Origin of the sequence: Xenorhabdus koppenhoeferi, from assembly GCF_900116635.1 — a bacterium.
Lineage (GTDB): Bacteria > Pseudomonadota > Gammaproteobacteria > Enterobacterales > Enterobacteriaceae > Xenorhabdus > Xenorhabdus koppenhoeferi.
This window is the reverse complement of sequence record NZ_FPBJ01000001.1, coordinates 16028-32552: the sequence shown is the minus strand read 5'-3', so window position 1 is coordinate 32552 and position 16525 is coordinate 16028. Positions and strand designations below refer to the sequence as shown.

Sequence of the window (16525 nt, the reverse complement as noted above, 5' to 3'; positions counted from 1 at the left end):
TGATAACGGAAGCTGGGCAATGACCCATATTCAAACGGGAGTGCAACTGTTTTAGCCTATAATTTATAAAGCAACCTGATGGTACGGCTCATTCTATTTATGACCTCGAAATTTATAAATTGTATTTGGGAATACACCAAATAAAAAAAGAAGATCATATTGATTTAAATCAAAAATCTGAAAGGATCTTGTCTTTTTATGAGCATAAATTTTGATTAAGATCACAAATATTAGTGATAAATCTGAAATTGTTGATTTTATAGTTAGTTATTTAGCCGCAAAGAGGCAATCAACAAATAATGCAAACGTTTGCGTAAATTATCTTGTCAAGACTATCTCATTAGAGAAAAAGAGTTTACACTGTGTGACATTCTGGCCCTCAGGGGTAATTTTTAGTGATGTAGCTGAGTCAGGAGAACCAAATGTTAAAGCGTGAAATGAATATTGCGAATTACGATCCCGAACTGTGGCAAGCGATGGAACAGGAGGTTTGTCGTCAAGAAGAACACATTGAATTGATTGCCTCTGAAAACTACACCAGCCCAAGAGTTATGCAGGCTCAAGGATCTCAACTCACTAACAAGTATGCGGAAGGTTATCCGGGTAAACGCTACTATGGTGGCTGTGAGTATGTCGATGTTGTTGAACAACTTGCGATTGATCGTGCGAAAGCGTTGTTTGGTGCAGATTATGCTAACGTCCAACCACACTCTGGTTCTCAGGCAAATGCTGCGGTGTATATGACATTGCTGCAACCTGGAGATACTGTTTTAGGGATGAATCTGGCTCACGGCGGCCATTTGACTCACGGCTCTCCAGTAAATTTCTCCGGTAAACTGTATAACATTGTGCCTTATGGCATTGATAACAGAGGTAAAATCGATTACGACGATATCCGTACCCAAGCGCAAAAACACCAGCCAAAAATGATTATCGGCGGCTTCTCTGCTTACTCCGGTGTTGTTGATTGGGCGAAGATGCGTGAAATTGCCGATGAAATCGGGGCTTATCTGTTCGTTGATATGGCTCATGTCGCTGGTTTGGTGGCTGCGGGTGTCTATCCAAACCCAGTTCCTCATGCCCACGTTGTCACAACCACAACGCACAAAACACTGGCTGGCCCGCGTGGTGGCCTGATTTTAGCAAAAGGTGGTGATGAAGAGTTTTACAAGAAAATAAACTCTTCTGTTTTCCCCGGTTCTCAGGGTGGCCCGCTGATGCACGTTATTGCCGGTAAGGCTGTTGCTCTGAAAGAAGCGATGGAGCCTGAATTTAAGGTTTATCAGCAGCAAGTCGCCAAAAATGCGAAAGTCATGGTAGAAGTGTTCCTGCAACGCAGCTATAAAGTGGTTTCTGGTGAGACTGAAAACCATCTGTTCTTGTTGGATTTGGTGGATAAAGACATTACCGGTAAAGAAGCAGATGCAGCATTAGGGCGCGCCAATATTACTGTTAACAAAAATAGTGTGCCTGACGATCCTCGTAGCCCGTTTGTAACCTCTGGTATTCGTATCGGTACACCTGCTATTACCCGGCGTGGCTTTAAAGAAGAAGAAACCCGAGAACTGGCCGGTTGGATCTGTGATGTGTTAGATAACATCAATGATGATGCGACGATTGAAAGTGTTAAACAGAAAATATTGGCAATCTGTGCAAAATATCCGGTTTATGCATAAATATACCAATTTAAAATAAAATACTGACAGTGCTTTGAGCTGCATTGTCGATATTACTAAATCCCGACTCATGACATTCGTTTTGAGCGGGTTTTTTGTATTTTCCTGCCATTTTAGGCCACAGACAAACTCCGTTTAAAACAACGGAGTTTTTTTATCATAAAAATATTTTCGTAAAAATATTGTCTAAAAATATTGTGGATGATGAAGATTCATTCACTCACCTTGCACTCTGCAAATAATCAACAACACTAATAAATGATCTTTTTATATTATTCTATTCCCAGAGCCGAATGGAACTGGCTTTTTATCGCTTTCTGGAGGTGAATACCATGCTAAAACGTAAGTATCTGACTCAGCCTGAGATAGAAATTCTGCTCAGGGAGTTGGGCAAGCATGCCCATGCAGAACGTAATATATGCATGATTTTTATGTCTTTTATTCACGGTTTTCGAGTTTCTGAACTGTTGAGTCTGAAACTGTCGGATGTGGATTTGGATGGCAGAAGTCTGCGGGTACAGCGGCTGAAGAATGGCTTTTCCACCATTCACCCTATGGTACAACGTGAAGTCCAGCTTATTCGTCACTGGTTGGTATATCGACAGAATTATTTATCAAAAGCCCCGCCACACCAACAATCCGGAGAAGAGGCGGACTGGTTGTTTCTCTCCCGCAATGGTCAGCGTATGTCGCGGCAGCAGATGTATAAAATCATCCGGCAGACCAGCCAGAAGGCCAGATTGTCGATTTGCGCTAATCCACACATGTTGAGGCATGCCTGTGGCTATGCACTGGCGGACAATGGTGTCGATACCCGCTTGATTCAGGACTATTTAGGCCACCGTAATATTCGTCATACTGTCCGTTACACTGCGAGTGATGCAGGTCCTTCGAGACGATATAAGATCAAAAAGGAAAACGCGCTTATTTGACAATTAGTACCAAACTGTCAAGTCACCTAAAATGGCTCTTCTTAACTTTAGTTTATGTTTTTCTCCATCGGTAAAAATCAACTCATCTTATTGTTTCTTAACTAATAAATTTCCCTTGTTTTTCGTCTTGCCTTACGGTGCCAGCCAAATTATTTCTACTTGATTTTTCTATTTATTTTTCCCCTTTACATAATATTCTATTTCGAAAGAGTAATTCCCTGCATTGATCAATCTTCAGTGGTCATTTTGTCTGCCAATCTTGTTTGATTCGCGCAAATCGCAATTTGTGCATTGATACTTGTGTTCCTGATGATTTTATAGATATTAATTACCTCCCATAAAAATACAAAAAAATCATCAAAAAAATACGTTATACAGTTAGATTATTATTTTCATTGTCAGTGATCGCAAAAAATAGCATAAAAAACCTAATATATTAAATAATGCGACAAATAAGGCAGTCAGGTAATCTCTTTTAATCATCCAACACATAAAAAGATAAAAAATAACCATTTCTGATCTGATATACTGAAAATAAATAAAATAGAACATTAGAGATGAAATAAATAACAGTTACACGATTAATTCATATCATAAATGTGGCAACGTACTTAAAAGGTTCTGGAATACGTTTCATTCAAATTTACCTATTAAAAAAACAATACCATAATGATTATTTATATAAATTAAATCATTGGATACTCATTAATGAAGATACCAGAAGATCTCTGTTATTTATATAACCACCGTCTTTCAAATGATAGTTTTATTGGCTATATCCCAATATCCATTGGGATACATGAAACATTTTATTTCCAATAAAATAAAAAACATAACTATGTTAAAAACAATTGAAAAAGTATACCAGGAAAATAATAACTATAAAAAACACTATAAAATCATTCAAAAAATATGACTAAAATAAATCAAGCTATAATCCGCCAAATAAATTCCCCCTACTATTACGTTATGTCGTCTATTTACAAAATGATTTCGCAATGTAATTGAAACAAAAATATTTAAAGTTGTATAAATATACAGTGATTTTTTGCGAGTCACTTCTCAAAGAGCAACATTGTCGATAGCATGTTAGTCAACTAAACGCTAGTGTAGATATCAATCATTAATCAATGATATGCGGTACAGATAAAAACACATATAATTCCGCGGTGCAGTGCGGGCAAAGTGCTGATAAAGTATCGTCGTATACCCAAATAACACAAGGAACGTATAAATGAGCCTTCATGTTTCATTTCGCCAGACTGACATTGATATTCCGGAATTAATACTTAATGGCTGTGAACTCCGCGATGCTGGGTTTACCGCAAATGAGTTATTTCACATATCACAATTTTCCAATGGTCTCATTATCTCTCTCGTTGCTCCCAATGTAGATTTAGTCAGTTTAATCAAAGAAGTAGAAGATAATCCCTATGAAGGGATCGATAGCATTCGTGAGAATGGTGAGCTTTATATCGCGGGGGACTGGTTAACAATCAGCAACTTAATAGAACAACCTATTCATATTGAGGTGGAACCCGGCAAGGTTATTCTTAAGCCAAAGCTGATGGAAAGGCAGGCTTAATACTATTGTCAATTTAAAACCACGGTTCATTTAAATGATGCTATCTGTTTAAAAACCTTCTATGTTTAAAACCTGAGTTTAAGGCAATATATTTAAAAATCTATGTAGTTAAAACCATGTAGTTAAAACCATGTATTTGAAACCACATGTTTAAAATAATTAGCCGGAAAATTATTGAAAAAATTCCGGCTTACGGAACCCGGATATGTCCCATTGGTCTCAAGTTGCTGCGTGGCAAACTATGTCCACAATAGTGTTTATTTCCCACCAGCCAAGTCAATAAAATTGCCCGTAACATAGATGATTCATCCTATAGTAGCCATGCAATAGCCTGAGCAATTTCTTCTGGCTAACTACTCGCTTCATCGGTAAAAAATCCTTGATTCGATCAATGCGTTCAGGTTCTTCGCTATCAGCATGCATGTCAGTATAGATAAACCCCGGAAGTACTGTATTTATTCTAATACCCTGTGCAGATATGATATGTCCTCGTTTTGCCAAACAAAACGCGATAGTCTTACTAATACCCCGTGAACCACCTGTAATGACTGTCACTTTTTGCACAATGTCATTATTGTACCCGTGACTTCCCGTTGTCCAATTGCTTTGATAAGTAGTATCGCAAATCTGTCAGTAGAACAAATACAGAAAATAAAATAGTCAATTGATCGCTTCCCCAAGATTTCCATTCAAGGCTAATTGCATAAATTACGTATTCATGGAGTAGTTCTGTTGTGAAATTAATGTAACGATATGGAAAATAACAAATATTATACGATTTTCACTATTTATTCAAAACATATACCTCTCACGATAATTGTTATCCCATCCCTCAGAAATCTGTAATATTTATTTGATTTTCTTTGTTTATTTCAATGTGAAAATAGCAGGGTAAAATTTAAATACAATTAGTTACCGATAAAAACGATTTAATAATTAAAAGTAAACATCTATAAAAATATTACCTATATCAAATTTACAATCATATCATTCAAAACTATACTCCGAACTGCAAGAGTAGACTTCGTGTTTACGTACTCTAACCAGAGGATATAAGTGATGAAAAGCTTAAAGTTATCAGTTACAGCATTACTAGTGTTATTTTCAAGTACAGTACTTGCAGCGCCTGCGGTATCCACTTCAGCTGGGGCCGTTTCAAAAACCGCAACAGCAGTTGAACATAATGTTAAATCCACAACAAACAAAGTTAACCCGCTAGAGAAAAAAGTAACCAAAAAAGCAAAGAATCAAAAAGCATCCAAGAAGAGTAATAATCCTGCAAAAAAAGGCGCCAATACGGCACTTTGTAAAGACGGGACTTATAGCAAGAGTAAATCTAATAAAGGAGCCTGCTCTCGCCACGGCGGCGTTGCTAAGTGGTTATAATATGATATTTATTTTTCATAATATATAATTAGGGAGATTAATCTCCCTAATTCTTCTTGCATCTGAACCTCATTTTTTTAATCGAATTTATTAAGGATAATTCATTTCTTAACCAGAAAAAATTGGAATGATAATGTTATTTACTGGTGATTATAAAATAAGAAATTCCATAATTAAGTTAGTTACCTATACTGAACACTCCATTCTGTTCAAGAACTTTGAATTAGTTAGAAATTAAACCAGAGATGATGTTACCAACTAGCTAAAGGGTATATATCCCAGTCATCGTTTTTATAAACATACGGTTAGCTATGTTTTTGATAAGGATTTGCATAGAACACAATATAGAATAGACAGAATAAAATAATAAATAAAAACAAAATATTAGATAGAAAACCCAGAGATAAAAAATAAAATTCCAAAATAAAAAAACATTAAATTTATAGTTAAAATCACCAGATAAAATCCCAAAAATCATTACATTAACTTACCATACAACATAAAAAATATAGATATTTGTCAGTAGAGTGCCAATATTCGTTTGTTTTTTTATCCGTTTTTTATCCATAGTAATAAAACATAGTAATAAAATGAGGAGAAGCAAATGCCTTCTCGAATGATGAGGACAACTGTGGTCTTCGCTTTCTTTAGCTCATTAATCTTTACCAATCTGAGCGATGCCTCGACCAGTACCACAGAAATGAAAGAGTATTCTCACAATGGCATTCAGAAAAATTTGCCTGATTTGCGAAAATACCCTTCAGGTACACCCCGGAAGAAAGCGTTTTTAAATATTGTTGTCCCTGTAGTTGATCAGCATAACCAAAAAATTATGCAAGACCGCAAATGGCTCCTGTCACACCAGAAAACAGTCCACTGGTCTGTACAGGATATCGATCGGCTAAAAAAGATCTGCATGGATTATAAAATGACCTGCAATTCACCAAGACAGGTCAATTGGGATAGCCTGCTGAGTCGGGTTGACATTATACCGACCCATTTTGTTGCCACTCAAGCGGCAGCAGAATCAGGCTGGGGAACTTCGGAACTTGCCCAGAAAAACAATAACCTGTTCGGAATGCGTTGTGCTTCTTGTGGCAAGACTAAAGGAAAGATCAAAGGTTATTCTGTTTACCGTACGATTGATGATTCTGTCGTTGCTTATATGAAAAATCTGAATACGCACCGTGCCTATAAGTCATTACGCTCTTCACGGGCAAACCAGAGAACAACGCAGAAAACACTGAATACCAGTAAATTGATTGATAATCTCAATGGTTATTCCGAACTGGGTGCTAACTATAATAGGTATTTACACCGGGTATTTAATGGCAATAAAAACCTGATTTCGGAAGTACAGGAATTAGGGCGTGTTGACGTTTGATCTGACCCCAAAAAGTTAGACAAGTGGTTATATCGTTACCGCCATTTAGTGGAGAATGCGTTTGCAGAAACAAGCATTTTCGTGCTATGGCAACGAGATAAATTAGAACGAAATTATGCCAGCATGTTAGCACTGGCGTTTATCATTGTCTGGCTACCCAGGTAATGGAGGGGATAAATCGCCATTTTGTTAACTTACTCTTATTTCATTTCAAAAGGTATGCCGTTCCACTTTAGTACAACCCAAAGCAGTTAATGTGGACTCTGTGGCGCTCCACTGTGATAACTGACTGTTTTTACTTTCAACCAGCACGGCCCGTTTGATGGACTGACAATCACTACCCGACATGTTCATAAATATCAAAGCAGCCTGCAATGGTGGCAAACTTGGATTGAATGCAGCATTTTCCGCATAACGGCCAGTATAAATTCTCCCTTGCTCATCTTGTAATGCGATACCAGCATGGGATTGGCTGTAAGGTGCGTGGCTGCGGTTCGCAGCATCTAATGCGGCTTGCACTAAATTGTCATGGGTAGCCAACTGATAGTTATGATTAACTGTATCCAACAGCAGTGGGGCATCAGCTAAATCACGCGGACCGAAGGCTTCTGGCAGATAATCGGCCAAAGTTAATGGTGGGCGATCGGGTAAGTGAACCTCTAATTGTGTTCCACTGTTCAATTCATTCATAAATTGTCGGCAGTGACCACAAGGTGAATAGTTGATAGTGATGGAAGCCAGTTTTTTTTCGCCATGGAGCCAAGCGTGAGTGATTGCTGATTGCTCGGCATGAACGGTTTGCTGCAATGGCACTCCCGGAAATTCCATATTGGCGCCAAAATAGAGATTACCACTTTCTCCCCGTGCAATTGCACCGACATAAAAATGAGAAATAGGAGGAATGGAGCAGGCAGCAGCCAATGGCAATAAGGCAAATGCCAAAGCATGATCATCAAAGCCACTGTTCCGCTTGATGGATTCAACCTGCTCCGTTGTCAGCATGGCTGGAAAATCGTCATTTCCAATATAAGGTAACAAAGCTTGTTGCAGTTTAGGGGTGATTTCTGACCAAATAGTGTTAAAACGAGCTTGCATAGAATGATCTCCGAATTAATTAAAGGCCATTCTAGGATGTCTGTTTGGGTTTGTAATGTGATAACAGCCATAAAATCAATGGAATTTGTGTAATAAAGCTATTATTTTAGCCATGCACATCAAATTTTTATGATTTTTATTAATCCTTTCACTTTTTTATTACGGTTTGGTAACTATTTAGATAAAAATCATTTGTAGAATAATCAACTAAACAGGTGAAGTAGTATCGGGAATAAAAAAGGCGCAACCAGTGAAGTAATAATGCCGCAGGTCATCAGGGCCAGTGAACTATATGCACCTTCAGTATGATCTACCTCAGCACAGCGGGCGGTTCCCACAGCATGAGCTGCTGTACCCATAGCCAGTCCTCGGGAAAACTTCGTTTTTATTTTAAGAAGATTAAATAGGTTATGACCGAAGATAGAACCTAAAATACCCACCATGATCACACAAGCAGCGCTGATGGCAGGAATCCCACCGATGGAATTGGCTACTGCCATAGCAATAGGGGTTGTCACAGATTTAGGCAGAATTGAAGCTGCGATTTCAGGTGTTGCACCTGCCCATAATGCTATAGCTGTACCGGTCACCATTGCGACAATACAGCCGATAAAACAAATGGTAATGATTGATTTCCACCGAGTACGGATTTGGTGAAGTTGTTCATAAAGAGGAAAAGCAAGAGCGACCACTGCTGGTTGCAGCAAATCGTTTAATACCCGGCTGCCTGCAAAATAGTGTTCATATGATGTATGTGTCATCAGGAGTAAAGGAATGATAATGACTATTGATATCAATAAGGGATTAAATATAGGAAATTTTAATCGTATAGATAGTTTTTTGGCTAGATAAAATACAAGTAGTGTTAATGGCAGTGACCACCAGATATAGCTCAACATTTTTCTTTCTCTTCAAGTTGTTGTGATGTAGTAATTGCTTCTTCTTCTCGTTTGGAACCAATAATGATGCGTTCGCGATGGATATAGTGGGAACTATAAGCAACGACAATCATGACAATCACTGTACTGACGACACAGGAAAGAACGATTGGGAACATTTGTTGGCTGAGTTGTGGATAATAATTCATGATCCCCACCCCAATGGGCAAAAAGAGTAATGTCATGTTCTTCATCAACAGGCTACAACCTGGCTTCACCCAATGTGGGGGAATAATCTGGAATGCCAGTAAACCGAAAAGGATAAGTAAACCAATAATACTACCGGGAAGAGAGAAAGGAAGGAATGTCGAAATGATATTCCCTGCAATCAAGCACAAATAGAGCAGTGCGAATGCGCGCAGGTATTGCCAGCCTATCATCAGCATGTTTTGGAAAGACATAATCGATAATTCCTCAATATAGGGAGAGTTCATCATACGATTAACTTTCTAAATGTGCCATACATCACATAAAAAAGCGGGCTTTTTTTAGCCCGCTTTACTATTTTTACAACAATAATGTTGTCTGATAATAATTAATATCTTGTCAGAATATATGAATTATTTAACCTGCATGCCTGGTTGTGCGCCGCTGTCCGGGCTTAACAGGAAAATTTCTTTTCCGCCAGAGCCTGCTGCCATTACCATGCCTTCTGAAATGCCAAAGCGCATTTTGCGTGGTGCGAGGTTGGCAACCATCACGGTCAGACGGTTTTCTAACGCTTTCGGATCAGGATAAGCAGAACGAATTCCAGAAAAAACCTGACGAGTTTCGCCACCGATATCAAGGGATAATTTCAGCAATTTGTCTGAACCTTCGACAAAATCTGCCTGTTTAATCAATGCGATCCGCAGGTCAATCTTGGCAAAATCATCAAATGTGATGGTGTCCTGAATCGGATCATCTGCCAGCGGGCCTGTTACCGTTTTTTTAGGCTCGATGTTCTCTTTTGAATCAGCAACCATCGCTTCGATTTTAGCCATCTCAATGCGGTTAAACAGAGCCTTGAATGGGGAAACGTCATGGCTCAGCAGAGGTTGACGGATACCATCCCAAGTCAGTTCTGTATTCAAGAATGTTTCTGTACGTGCGGACAAGCCCGGAAGGACGGGTTTCAGGTAAGTCATCAACACACGGAACAAATTAATGCCCATTGAACAGATAGCCTGAAGATCGACGTCACGGCCTTCTTGTTTCGCTACAACCCACGGTGCTTGTTCATCAACATAGCGGTTAGCGAGGTCAGCCAGTGCCATGATTTCACGGATTGCTTTACCAAATTCGCGATTAGTGAAATCTTCTGCGATAACCTGTGCGGTATCAACAAACTTCTGGTACAACTCAGGATCAGCGAGTTGATCAGCTAGTTTGCCACCAAAGCGCTTATTAATGAAACCCGCATTGCGTGAGGCAAGATTCACTACTTTGTTAACGACATCACTGTTTACACGTTGAACAAAATCTTCCAGATTCAGGTCTATATCATCAATACGGGAAGAAAGCTTAGCAGCATAATAGTAACGCAGGCAGTCTGCATCAAGGTGTTTTAAATAGGTTTCGGCCTTGATAAAAGTCCCACGAGATTTAGACATCTTGGTGCCGTTAACGGTGATATAACCGTGAACAAACAGATTGGTTGGCTTGCGGTAGTTGCTGCCTTCCAGCATTGCAGGCCAGAACAGACTGTGGAAATAAACAATGTCTTTGCCGATGAAATGATAGAGATCAGTCTTGGAATCTTTCTCCCAGAACTCATCGAAATTCAGGTCACTCCGCTTGTCACACAGGTTCTTGAATGAACCCATATAACCAATCGGAGCGTCCAGCCAGACATAGAAATATTTGCCTGGTTGATCAGGGATCTCAAAACCGAAATACGGCGCATCACGGGTGATATCCCATTGTTGCAGACCTGAATCGAACCATTCCTGCATTTTGTTCGCTACTTGTTCCTGCAACGTGCCGGAACGAGTCCATTTTTGTAGCATATCGCTGAATGCAGGCAGATCGAAGAAGAAATGCTCTGTCTTACGCATTTCTGGCGTTGCCCCGGAGACAACAGAACGAGGGTTGATCAATTCGGTTGGGGAATAAGTGGTTCCACAGACTTCACAGTTATCGCCATATTGGTCTTCTGCCTTACATTTTGGACAGGAACCTTTGACGAAACGGTCTGGCAGGAACATTTCTTTTTCTGGATCGTACAGTTGAGAAATCGTCCGGTTCTTGATGTAACCGTTCTTTTTCAGTTCCAGATAGATTTGGGATGCAAACGCTTTGTTCTCTTCGCTGTGTGTAGAATGATAGTTATCATAACTGATTGAAAAACCGGCAAAATCCTGCTGATGCTCTAGATTCACCTTGGCAATCATCTCTTCTGGTGAAACACCAGTTTGCTGGGCTTTCAGCATGATTGGCGTACCGTGGGCATCATCGGCACAGACAAAGTGAACCTCTTTGCCGCGCATTCGATGATAACGGACCCAAATATCAGCCTGAATATGTTCCAGAATATGACCGAGATGGATGGGACCGTTAGCATAAGGCAACGCACAGGTCACCAATAATTTGTTCGCGACTTGAGTCATAGTTAGGATCTGACTTCCGTAAAAATGAAAAGGTTTTTGATGTTACCTGATAAGGCGCGTTGCCGCTAGGGTAACGCAAGAACTTCGTTACTTTTACTTGTTGCCTTATCCGAAGTCGCTAGCTTCTGTTATGATGACCAAACAGTTTTATACCCGCTGTCTTTCAGGCTGCATTTTGAAATTCATTGGGTATACACTTCGTCTTTCAAACTGCCTCTTTGTTGGCTGCGCTCGCTCATCCCGGTCACATAGTTATCTATGCTCCCGGGGATTTGCTCTCTTGCCGTCGCGATGCAACTTGAAATCCATTGTGTATATAAATTGAAAAAAGATAAATCAAAAGGAGCCGGGATGAACTCACAATCCCCCGAGCAGACCAATCCTGACCTGCTGAAAAAACACGTTGCGAAAATACTGGCAACATTCAAACATCCAACATTAGAGCGGGATTTGATTGCTCTGAAAGCATTGCATCACTGCACTATATTGGATGGAACACTGCATATTGAATTAATGATGCCGTTTGTCTGGAAAAGGGCCTTTGAAGTTTTAAAGAAAGAAACGACGTTATCTTTACAAGCTGCGACGGGAGCAAAATCCGTTGACTGGCGATTAACCCACGATATCAGTACATTGCGCCGTGCCAATAATTTGCCGGGCGTTAAAGGTGTGCGCAATATTGTGGCGGTGAGTTCAGGAAAAGGGGGGGTGGGGAAATCCAGTATGGCGGTGAATCTGGCACTGGCGCTGGCACAGGAAGGTGCGAAAGTCGGTATTCTGGATGCAGATATCTATGGGCCATCCATCCCTAATATGCTCGGTACAGCCAAAGAACGGCCGACTTCTCCTGATGGCCAGCATATGGCACCGATTATGGTGCACGGCATTGCAACCAACTCCATCGGTTATCTCGTTACTGATGATAATGCAATGGTCTGGCGTGGCCCGATGGCGAGCAAGGCTTTGATGCAAATGTTGCAGGACACATTGTGGTCTGATCTGGATTATCTGGTGATTGATATGCCGCCCGGAACTGGGGATATTCAGTTAACGCTGTCCCAGAATATTCCGGTAACAGGGGCATTGGTTGTCACAACACCACAGGATATTGCCCTGATTGATGCGATGAAAGGCATCGTTATGTTCCAGAAAGTCAATGTACAGGTATTGGGTATTATTGAGAATATGAGCAACCATATTTGCAGCAATTGTGGTCATCATGAGCCGATTTTCGGTACAGGCGGAGCAGAAAAACTGGCAGAAAAATATAATTGCCAATTATTGGGGCAGATTCCGCTGCATATCTCATTGCGTGAAGATCTTGATCGTGGTGAACCGACAGTAAGCAGCCAGCCTGATAGTGAATTTGCGGATATCTACCGTGAAATTGCAGCCAATATTTCTGCACAGATGTATTGGACTGGTGAAAAAATTCCGACGGAAATTTCCTTCCGTGCTGTTTGATTTAACTAATTGAATGAATAAATAAATGCCGTTTTGTTAGAATTTTCTCTATTTAGAGCATAAAACTGCGGGATTTTTATGCGAAGTATATTGAAAAAACGGGACTTATCTTGTTTACTCTGGAATAGAAGTCATTAACTCCCTATAATCCGCCAAACATGGTGTATCGAGTGCCATGTTCCCGCTTTATTTTTTCTTTTTTAACCAGGTTATTTCTATCATGGCTGATGAAGCACATAAGTGTACAATTGTAGGTATTTCAGGTGCCTCTGCCTCAGGCAAAAGCCTTATTGCCAACACGCTTTATAGAGAATTACGTGCTCAGGTAGGTGATCACAATATCGGCGTTATTCCAGAAGATTGTTATTACAAAGATCAAAGCAATACCCCGATGGAAGAGCGTTATAAAGTCAATTACGATCATCCAAATTCAATGGATCACAGTTTACTGTTCGAGCATCTTCAGGCACTGAAAGCCGGAAAATCCATTGAATTGCCGCAATATGACTATACCAAACACACCCGCAAACCCGAATCCATCCATTTTGAACCGAAAAGAGTCATTATCCTTGAAGGTATTCTACTATTAACGGATAAGCGCTTGCGCCAAGAGCTGGATTTTTCCATTTTTGTCGATACACCACTGGATATATGCCTGATGCGCCGTATCAAACGTGATGTAAATGAACGCGGACGTTCGCTGGATTCCGTCATAGAGCAATACAATAAAACTGTGCGCCCAATGTTTCTGCAATTCATCGAGCCATCAAAACAATATGCAGACATTATTGTTCCTCGTGGAGGGAAGAACCGCGTAGCCATTGATATCTTAAAAGCCAAGATTGGCCAATTTTGCGAATAATATGCTGTTTGTTATTCATAAATATTATCTTATTTGAGAGGAAATAATGCGACTCTGTGACCGTGACATTATTAAATGGCTAGATGACGGTAAACTGGTAATTACTCCACGTCCTCCTGTCGAACGTATTAACGGGGCAACCGCTGATGTGTGTCTTGGGAACCAGTTTCGTGTTTTTCGGGGGCATACTGCTGCCTATATCGACCTGAGTGGCCCTAAGGCTGAAGTCAATGCAGCGCTTGACCGTGTCATGAGCGATGAGATCACTTTGCCGGCTGGGGAAGCGTTTTTCCTTCATCCGGGTGAATTGGCTCTGGCGGTGACACTGGAATCTGTCACATTACCTGATAATTTAGTTGGCTGGCTGGATGGACGTTCGTCTCTGGCACGTCTTGGTCTGATGGTTCATGTGACGGCACACCGAATTGATCCGGGCTGGCAGGGGCAAATAGTCCTGGAATTCTATAATTCAGGCAAGCTGCCTTTAGCTTTGCGTCCCGGCATGGTCATAGGTGCATTAAGTTTTGAACCGCTGTCAGGTTCTGCTGAGAGACCTTATAATCGACGTCAGGATGCTAAATATAAAAATCAGCAAGGAGCTGTAGGCAGCCGAATCAGCGAGGATTAATCTTTTCTGGTAAAGCTTTCCGGTGACACTTTTTGGTGAAGAATAGTCATCTTGTGGACATGAGACTGGAGAAGTCATGAAAAGATTATTGACGACACTCGTTATTTTGTTGATTGTTATTGTTGCCGGCTTAACTACGCTGGTCATGCTGGTTAATCCTAATGATTTTCGTGACTATATAGTTAAGCAGGTACAAAAGAAGAGTGGTTACCATCTCGTTTTGCAAGATGATCTGCGCTGGCATGTTTGGCCAAAATTGAGCATTCTGACCGGACAGATATCACTGACTGCTCAGAATGCTAAACAATCTGCGATTATTGCAGACAACATGCGATTGGATGTGGAATTATTACCTCTATTATCTCACCAACTTTCTGTTAACGAAGTGATGCTGAAAGGAGCTGTTTTGCGAATCACGCCGGATAGCCAACCTCAGAAGCGGACAGAAGCCCCCATTGCACCCGAAAGTGGTATTCATTATCCAATGGTTGCAAGTGATCAGCCTTGGAAACTGGATATTGCCAAAATCAAAATAGTTGATAGCTTACTGATTTGGCAAACCAAAGATCATTCTCAATTTAATGTCCGTGATATCAATTTACTGTTAGCACGCAGTGATAAAGATCACGTTAGTCTTGAAGTTAGCAGTAAAATCAACAAAAACCAGCAAGAATTGGCATTTGAACTTAATGCATCAGTGGATACTTCAGATTATCCGCAGCAGATATCGGCTGATATAAATTCCCTCGAATACCAGTTGCAGGGTGTCGGGCTGCCATCCGAAGGGATTAGAGGGGCAGGTAGCGCTGTAGCCAAATATCAGGCGCGATCCGAATCACTTGCATTGCAAAAAATAGCGTTAACCGTGAATGGAGAGAGTGACCTGAAAGGGAATATTACTGCTGCCTTGAAAGATAAGCCGCAATATGTCATTCATCTGGCCTCTTCGAAGTTGAATCTGGATAATCTACTGGGCTGGGATACCTTACCTAAAAACAGCCTACAGGCAAAACATGATTACCGAATCGAAAATAACTCATTAAAACCGGTAATTGCGACATCAGTATCGCCCTTAACCAATTATGATCTTACGTTTTTGCAAGGATTTGATGCGAATATCTCGTTTACAGTAGGTAAATTGATTTATCAGGGTATGGATATTGATAATTTTGACCTGAAAGCTGTAAATAATGATGGTGTGACGGAAATTGAAACATTAAACGGAGATGTGTTTGGTGGACATTTTATACTTCCGGGCACAATTGATGCCACGATAATACCTGCAAAATTACATATAAAACCACGCTTGCAGAAAATTGAATTGCAGCCTTTGTTAACCACTTTGGCACTGCCGACGGTATTCAGTGGTCAGCTTAATGTAGCTGGTGATTTGGTTGGTGAAGGTTATGATGAATACGCCATTTCCCATTACTGGCAAGGTGATTTGAATCTAGAGCTGAAAAATGTGCGCCTGGAAGGATTGAATATTCCTCAGCTTATTCAGCAATCTTTTTCACGAGTGACAGATAGAGTTGACCAACCGACAAATACAGATAGTTTTACTGAAGCGGAAAATATGTCGGTGAAAGCGAAATTGGATCGCGGGGAAGTTAAAATTGATGAGCTTACTGCAACTTCAGGTATGTTAAATATTCGTGGGCAGGGTAAAACAAATTTACTGAAGCAGAATACCGATATGGCATTGTTGGTGCAATTAACAAACGGGTGGGGCAAGCAGAACGAATTTGTACGCCAGTTGGCGAAATTAAACATTCCTTTGAGAGTTTATGGCAGCTGGGATAATTTGCAGTATACGCTGAATGTAGAATCTTTGATGCGCGATGAATTACAGCAAAAAGCCAAAAAATCAATCAAAGATTGGCTCGAAAGGCATAGTAGTGAGAATCATAAAGCGCTAAAGGATTTGCTGAATAAAAAATAGCTCTTATCATAGTATTTAAGGTTAACTTTTTTATTCCTTTATAGT

At 40.3% G+C, this 16525-nt stretch carries 13 protein-coding genes and 2 pseudogenes; 10 read left to right on the top strand and 5 right to left on the bottom strand.

The features are described from left to right. The first annotated feature begins 422 nt into the window (after positions 1-422). From glyA to BM329_RS00135, 3 genes are all read left to right on the top strand, one after another. Positions 423-1676 (top strand): serine hydroxymethyltransferase, encoded by a 1254-nt coding sequence (gene glyA / locus BM329_RS00145; RefSeq protein ID WP_092547230.1) that lies wholly within the window; start codon positions 423-425, stop codon positions 1674-1676. Between the two features lie 332 nt (positions 1677-2008). Continuing rightward, the gene (locus tag BM329_RS00140) at positions 2009-2608 is read left to right on the top strand and encodes a tyrosine-type DNA invertase (protein WP_143101185.1); all 600 of its coding nucleotides are present in this window, start codon (positions 2009-2011) and stop codon (positions 2606-2608) included. Between the two features lie 1234 nt (positions 2609-3842). Beyond that, positions 3843-4193: a SymE family type I addiction module toxin gene (locus tag BM329_RS00135; protein WP_092547228.1), complete on the top strand. Its 351-nt coding sequence runs from the start codon at positions 3843-3845 to the stop codon at positions 4191-4193. Positions 4194-4503: 310 nt separating this feature from the next. Here the strand turns inward: BM329_RS00135 and BM329_RS14900 are convergent. Further along, a pseudogene (locus BM329_RS14900) lies at positions 4504-4667 on the bottom strand (SDR family oxidoreductase); the annotation flags it as partial. Positions 4668-5252: 585 nt separating this feature from the next. Here BM329_RS14900 and BM329_RS00125 point away from each other — a divergent pair. The 3 genes and pseudogenes from BM329_RS00125 to BM329_RS00115 all read left to right on the top strand — a co-directional run. Then, positions 5253-5579 carry a DUF3761 domain-containing protein gene (locus tag BM329_RS00125; protein WP_092547224.1) on the top strand — a complete coding sequence of 109 codons (327 nt, stop codon included), beginning with the start codon at positions 5253-5255 and terminating at the stop codon, positions 5577-5579. Positions 5580-6183: 604 nt separating this feature from the next. Further along, a complete protein-coding gene (locus BM329_RS00120) occupies positions 6184-6963 on the top strand; it encodes a protein bax (RefSeq protein ID WP_092547222.1) in 780 nt (259 codons plus the stop codon). 9 nt (positions 6964-6972) lie between these two features. Further along, a pseudogene (locus BM329_RS00115) lies at positions 6973-7128 on the top strand (IS5/IS1182 family transposase); the annotation flags it as partial. 45 nt (positions 7129-7173) lie between these two features. Here the strand turns inward: BM329_RS00115 and cdd are convergent. From cdd to metG, 4 genes are all read right to left on the bottom strand, one after another. Beyond that, positions 7174-8058, bottom strand: coding sequence for a cytidine deaminase (gene cdd / locus BM329_RS00110; protein WP_092547220.1), 885 nt, complete (start codon positions 8056-8058; stop codon positions 7174-7176). 203 nt (positions 8059-8261) lie between these two features. After that, positions 8262-8957, bottom strand: coding sequence for a CidB/LrgB family autolysis modulator (locus tag BM329_RS00105; RefSeq protein WP_092547218.1), 696 nt, complete (start codon positions 8955-8957; stop codon positions 8262-8264). Beyond that, a complete protein-coding gene (locus BM329_RS00100; protein ID WP_143101184.1) occupies positions 8951-9397 on the bottom strand; it encodes a CidA/LrgA family protein in 447 nt (148 codons plus the stop codon). Before BM329_RS00100 ends, BM329_RS00105 begins: the two co-directional genes overlap by 7 nt. A 159-nt stretch (positions 9398-9556) precedes the next feature. Further along, positions 9557-11584 (bottom strand): methionine--tRNA ligase, encoded by a 2028-nt coding sequence (gene metG / locus BM329_RS00095; RefSeq protein ID WP_092547213.1) that lies wholly within the window; start codon positions 11582-11584, stop codon positions 9557-9559. Positions 11585-11935: 351 nt separating this feature from the next. Between metG and apbC the strand changes: the two genes are divergently transcribed. The 4 genes from apbC (at position 11936) to asmA (ending at position 16480) form a co-directional block, all read left to right on the top strand. Next, entirely contained in the window at positions 11936-13048 is a 1113-nt protein-coding gene (gene apbC, locus BM329_RS00090; RefSeq protein ID WP_092547447.1) for an iron-sulfur cluster carrier protein ApbC, read from the top strand. A 220-nt stretch (positions 13049-13268) separates the two neighbouring features. Next, positions 13269-13910, top strand: a complete 642-nt coding sequence (gene udk / locus BM329_RS00085) for a uridine kinase (protein WP_092547444.1) — start codon at positions 13269-13271, stop codon at positions 13908-13910. A 46-nt stretch (positions 13911-13956) separates the two neighbouring features. Next, a complete protein-coding gene (dcd, locus tag BM329_RS00080; RefSeq protein ID WP_092547211.1) occupies positions 13957-14538 on the top strand; it encodes a dCTP deaminase in 582 nt (193 codons plus the stop codon). A 76-nt stretch (positions 14539-14614) separates the two neighbouring features. Then, positions 14615-16480: an outer membrane assembly protein AsmA gene (asmA, locus tag BM329_RS00075; protein ID WP_092547209.1), complete on the top strand. Its 1866-nt coding sequence runs from the start codon at positions 14615-14617 to the stop codon at positions 16478-16480. Positions 16481-16525 lie beyond the last annotated feature (45 nt).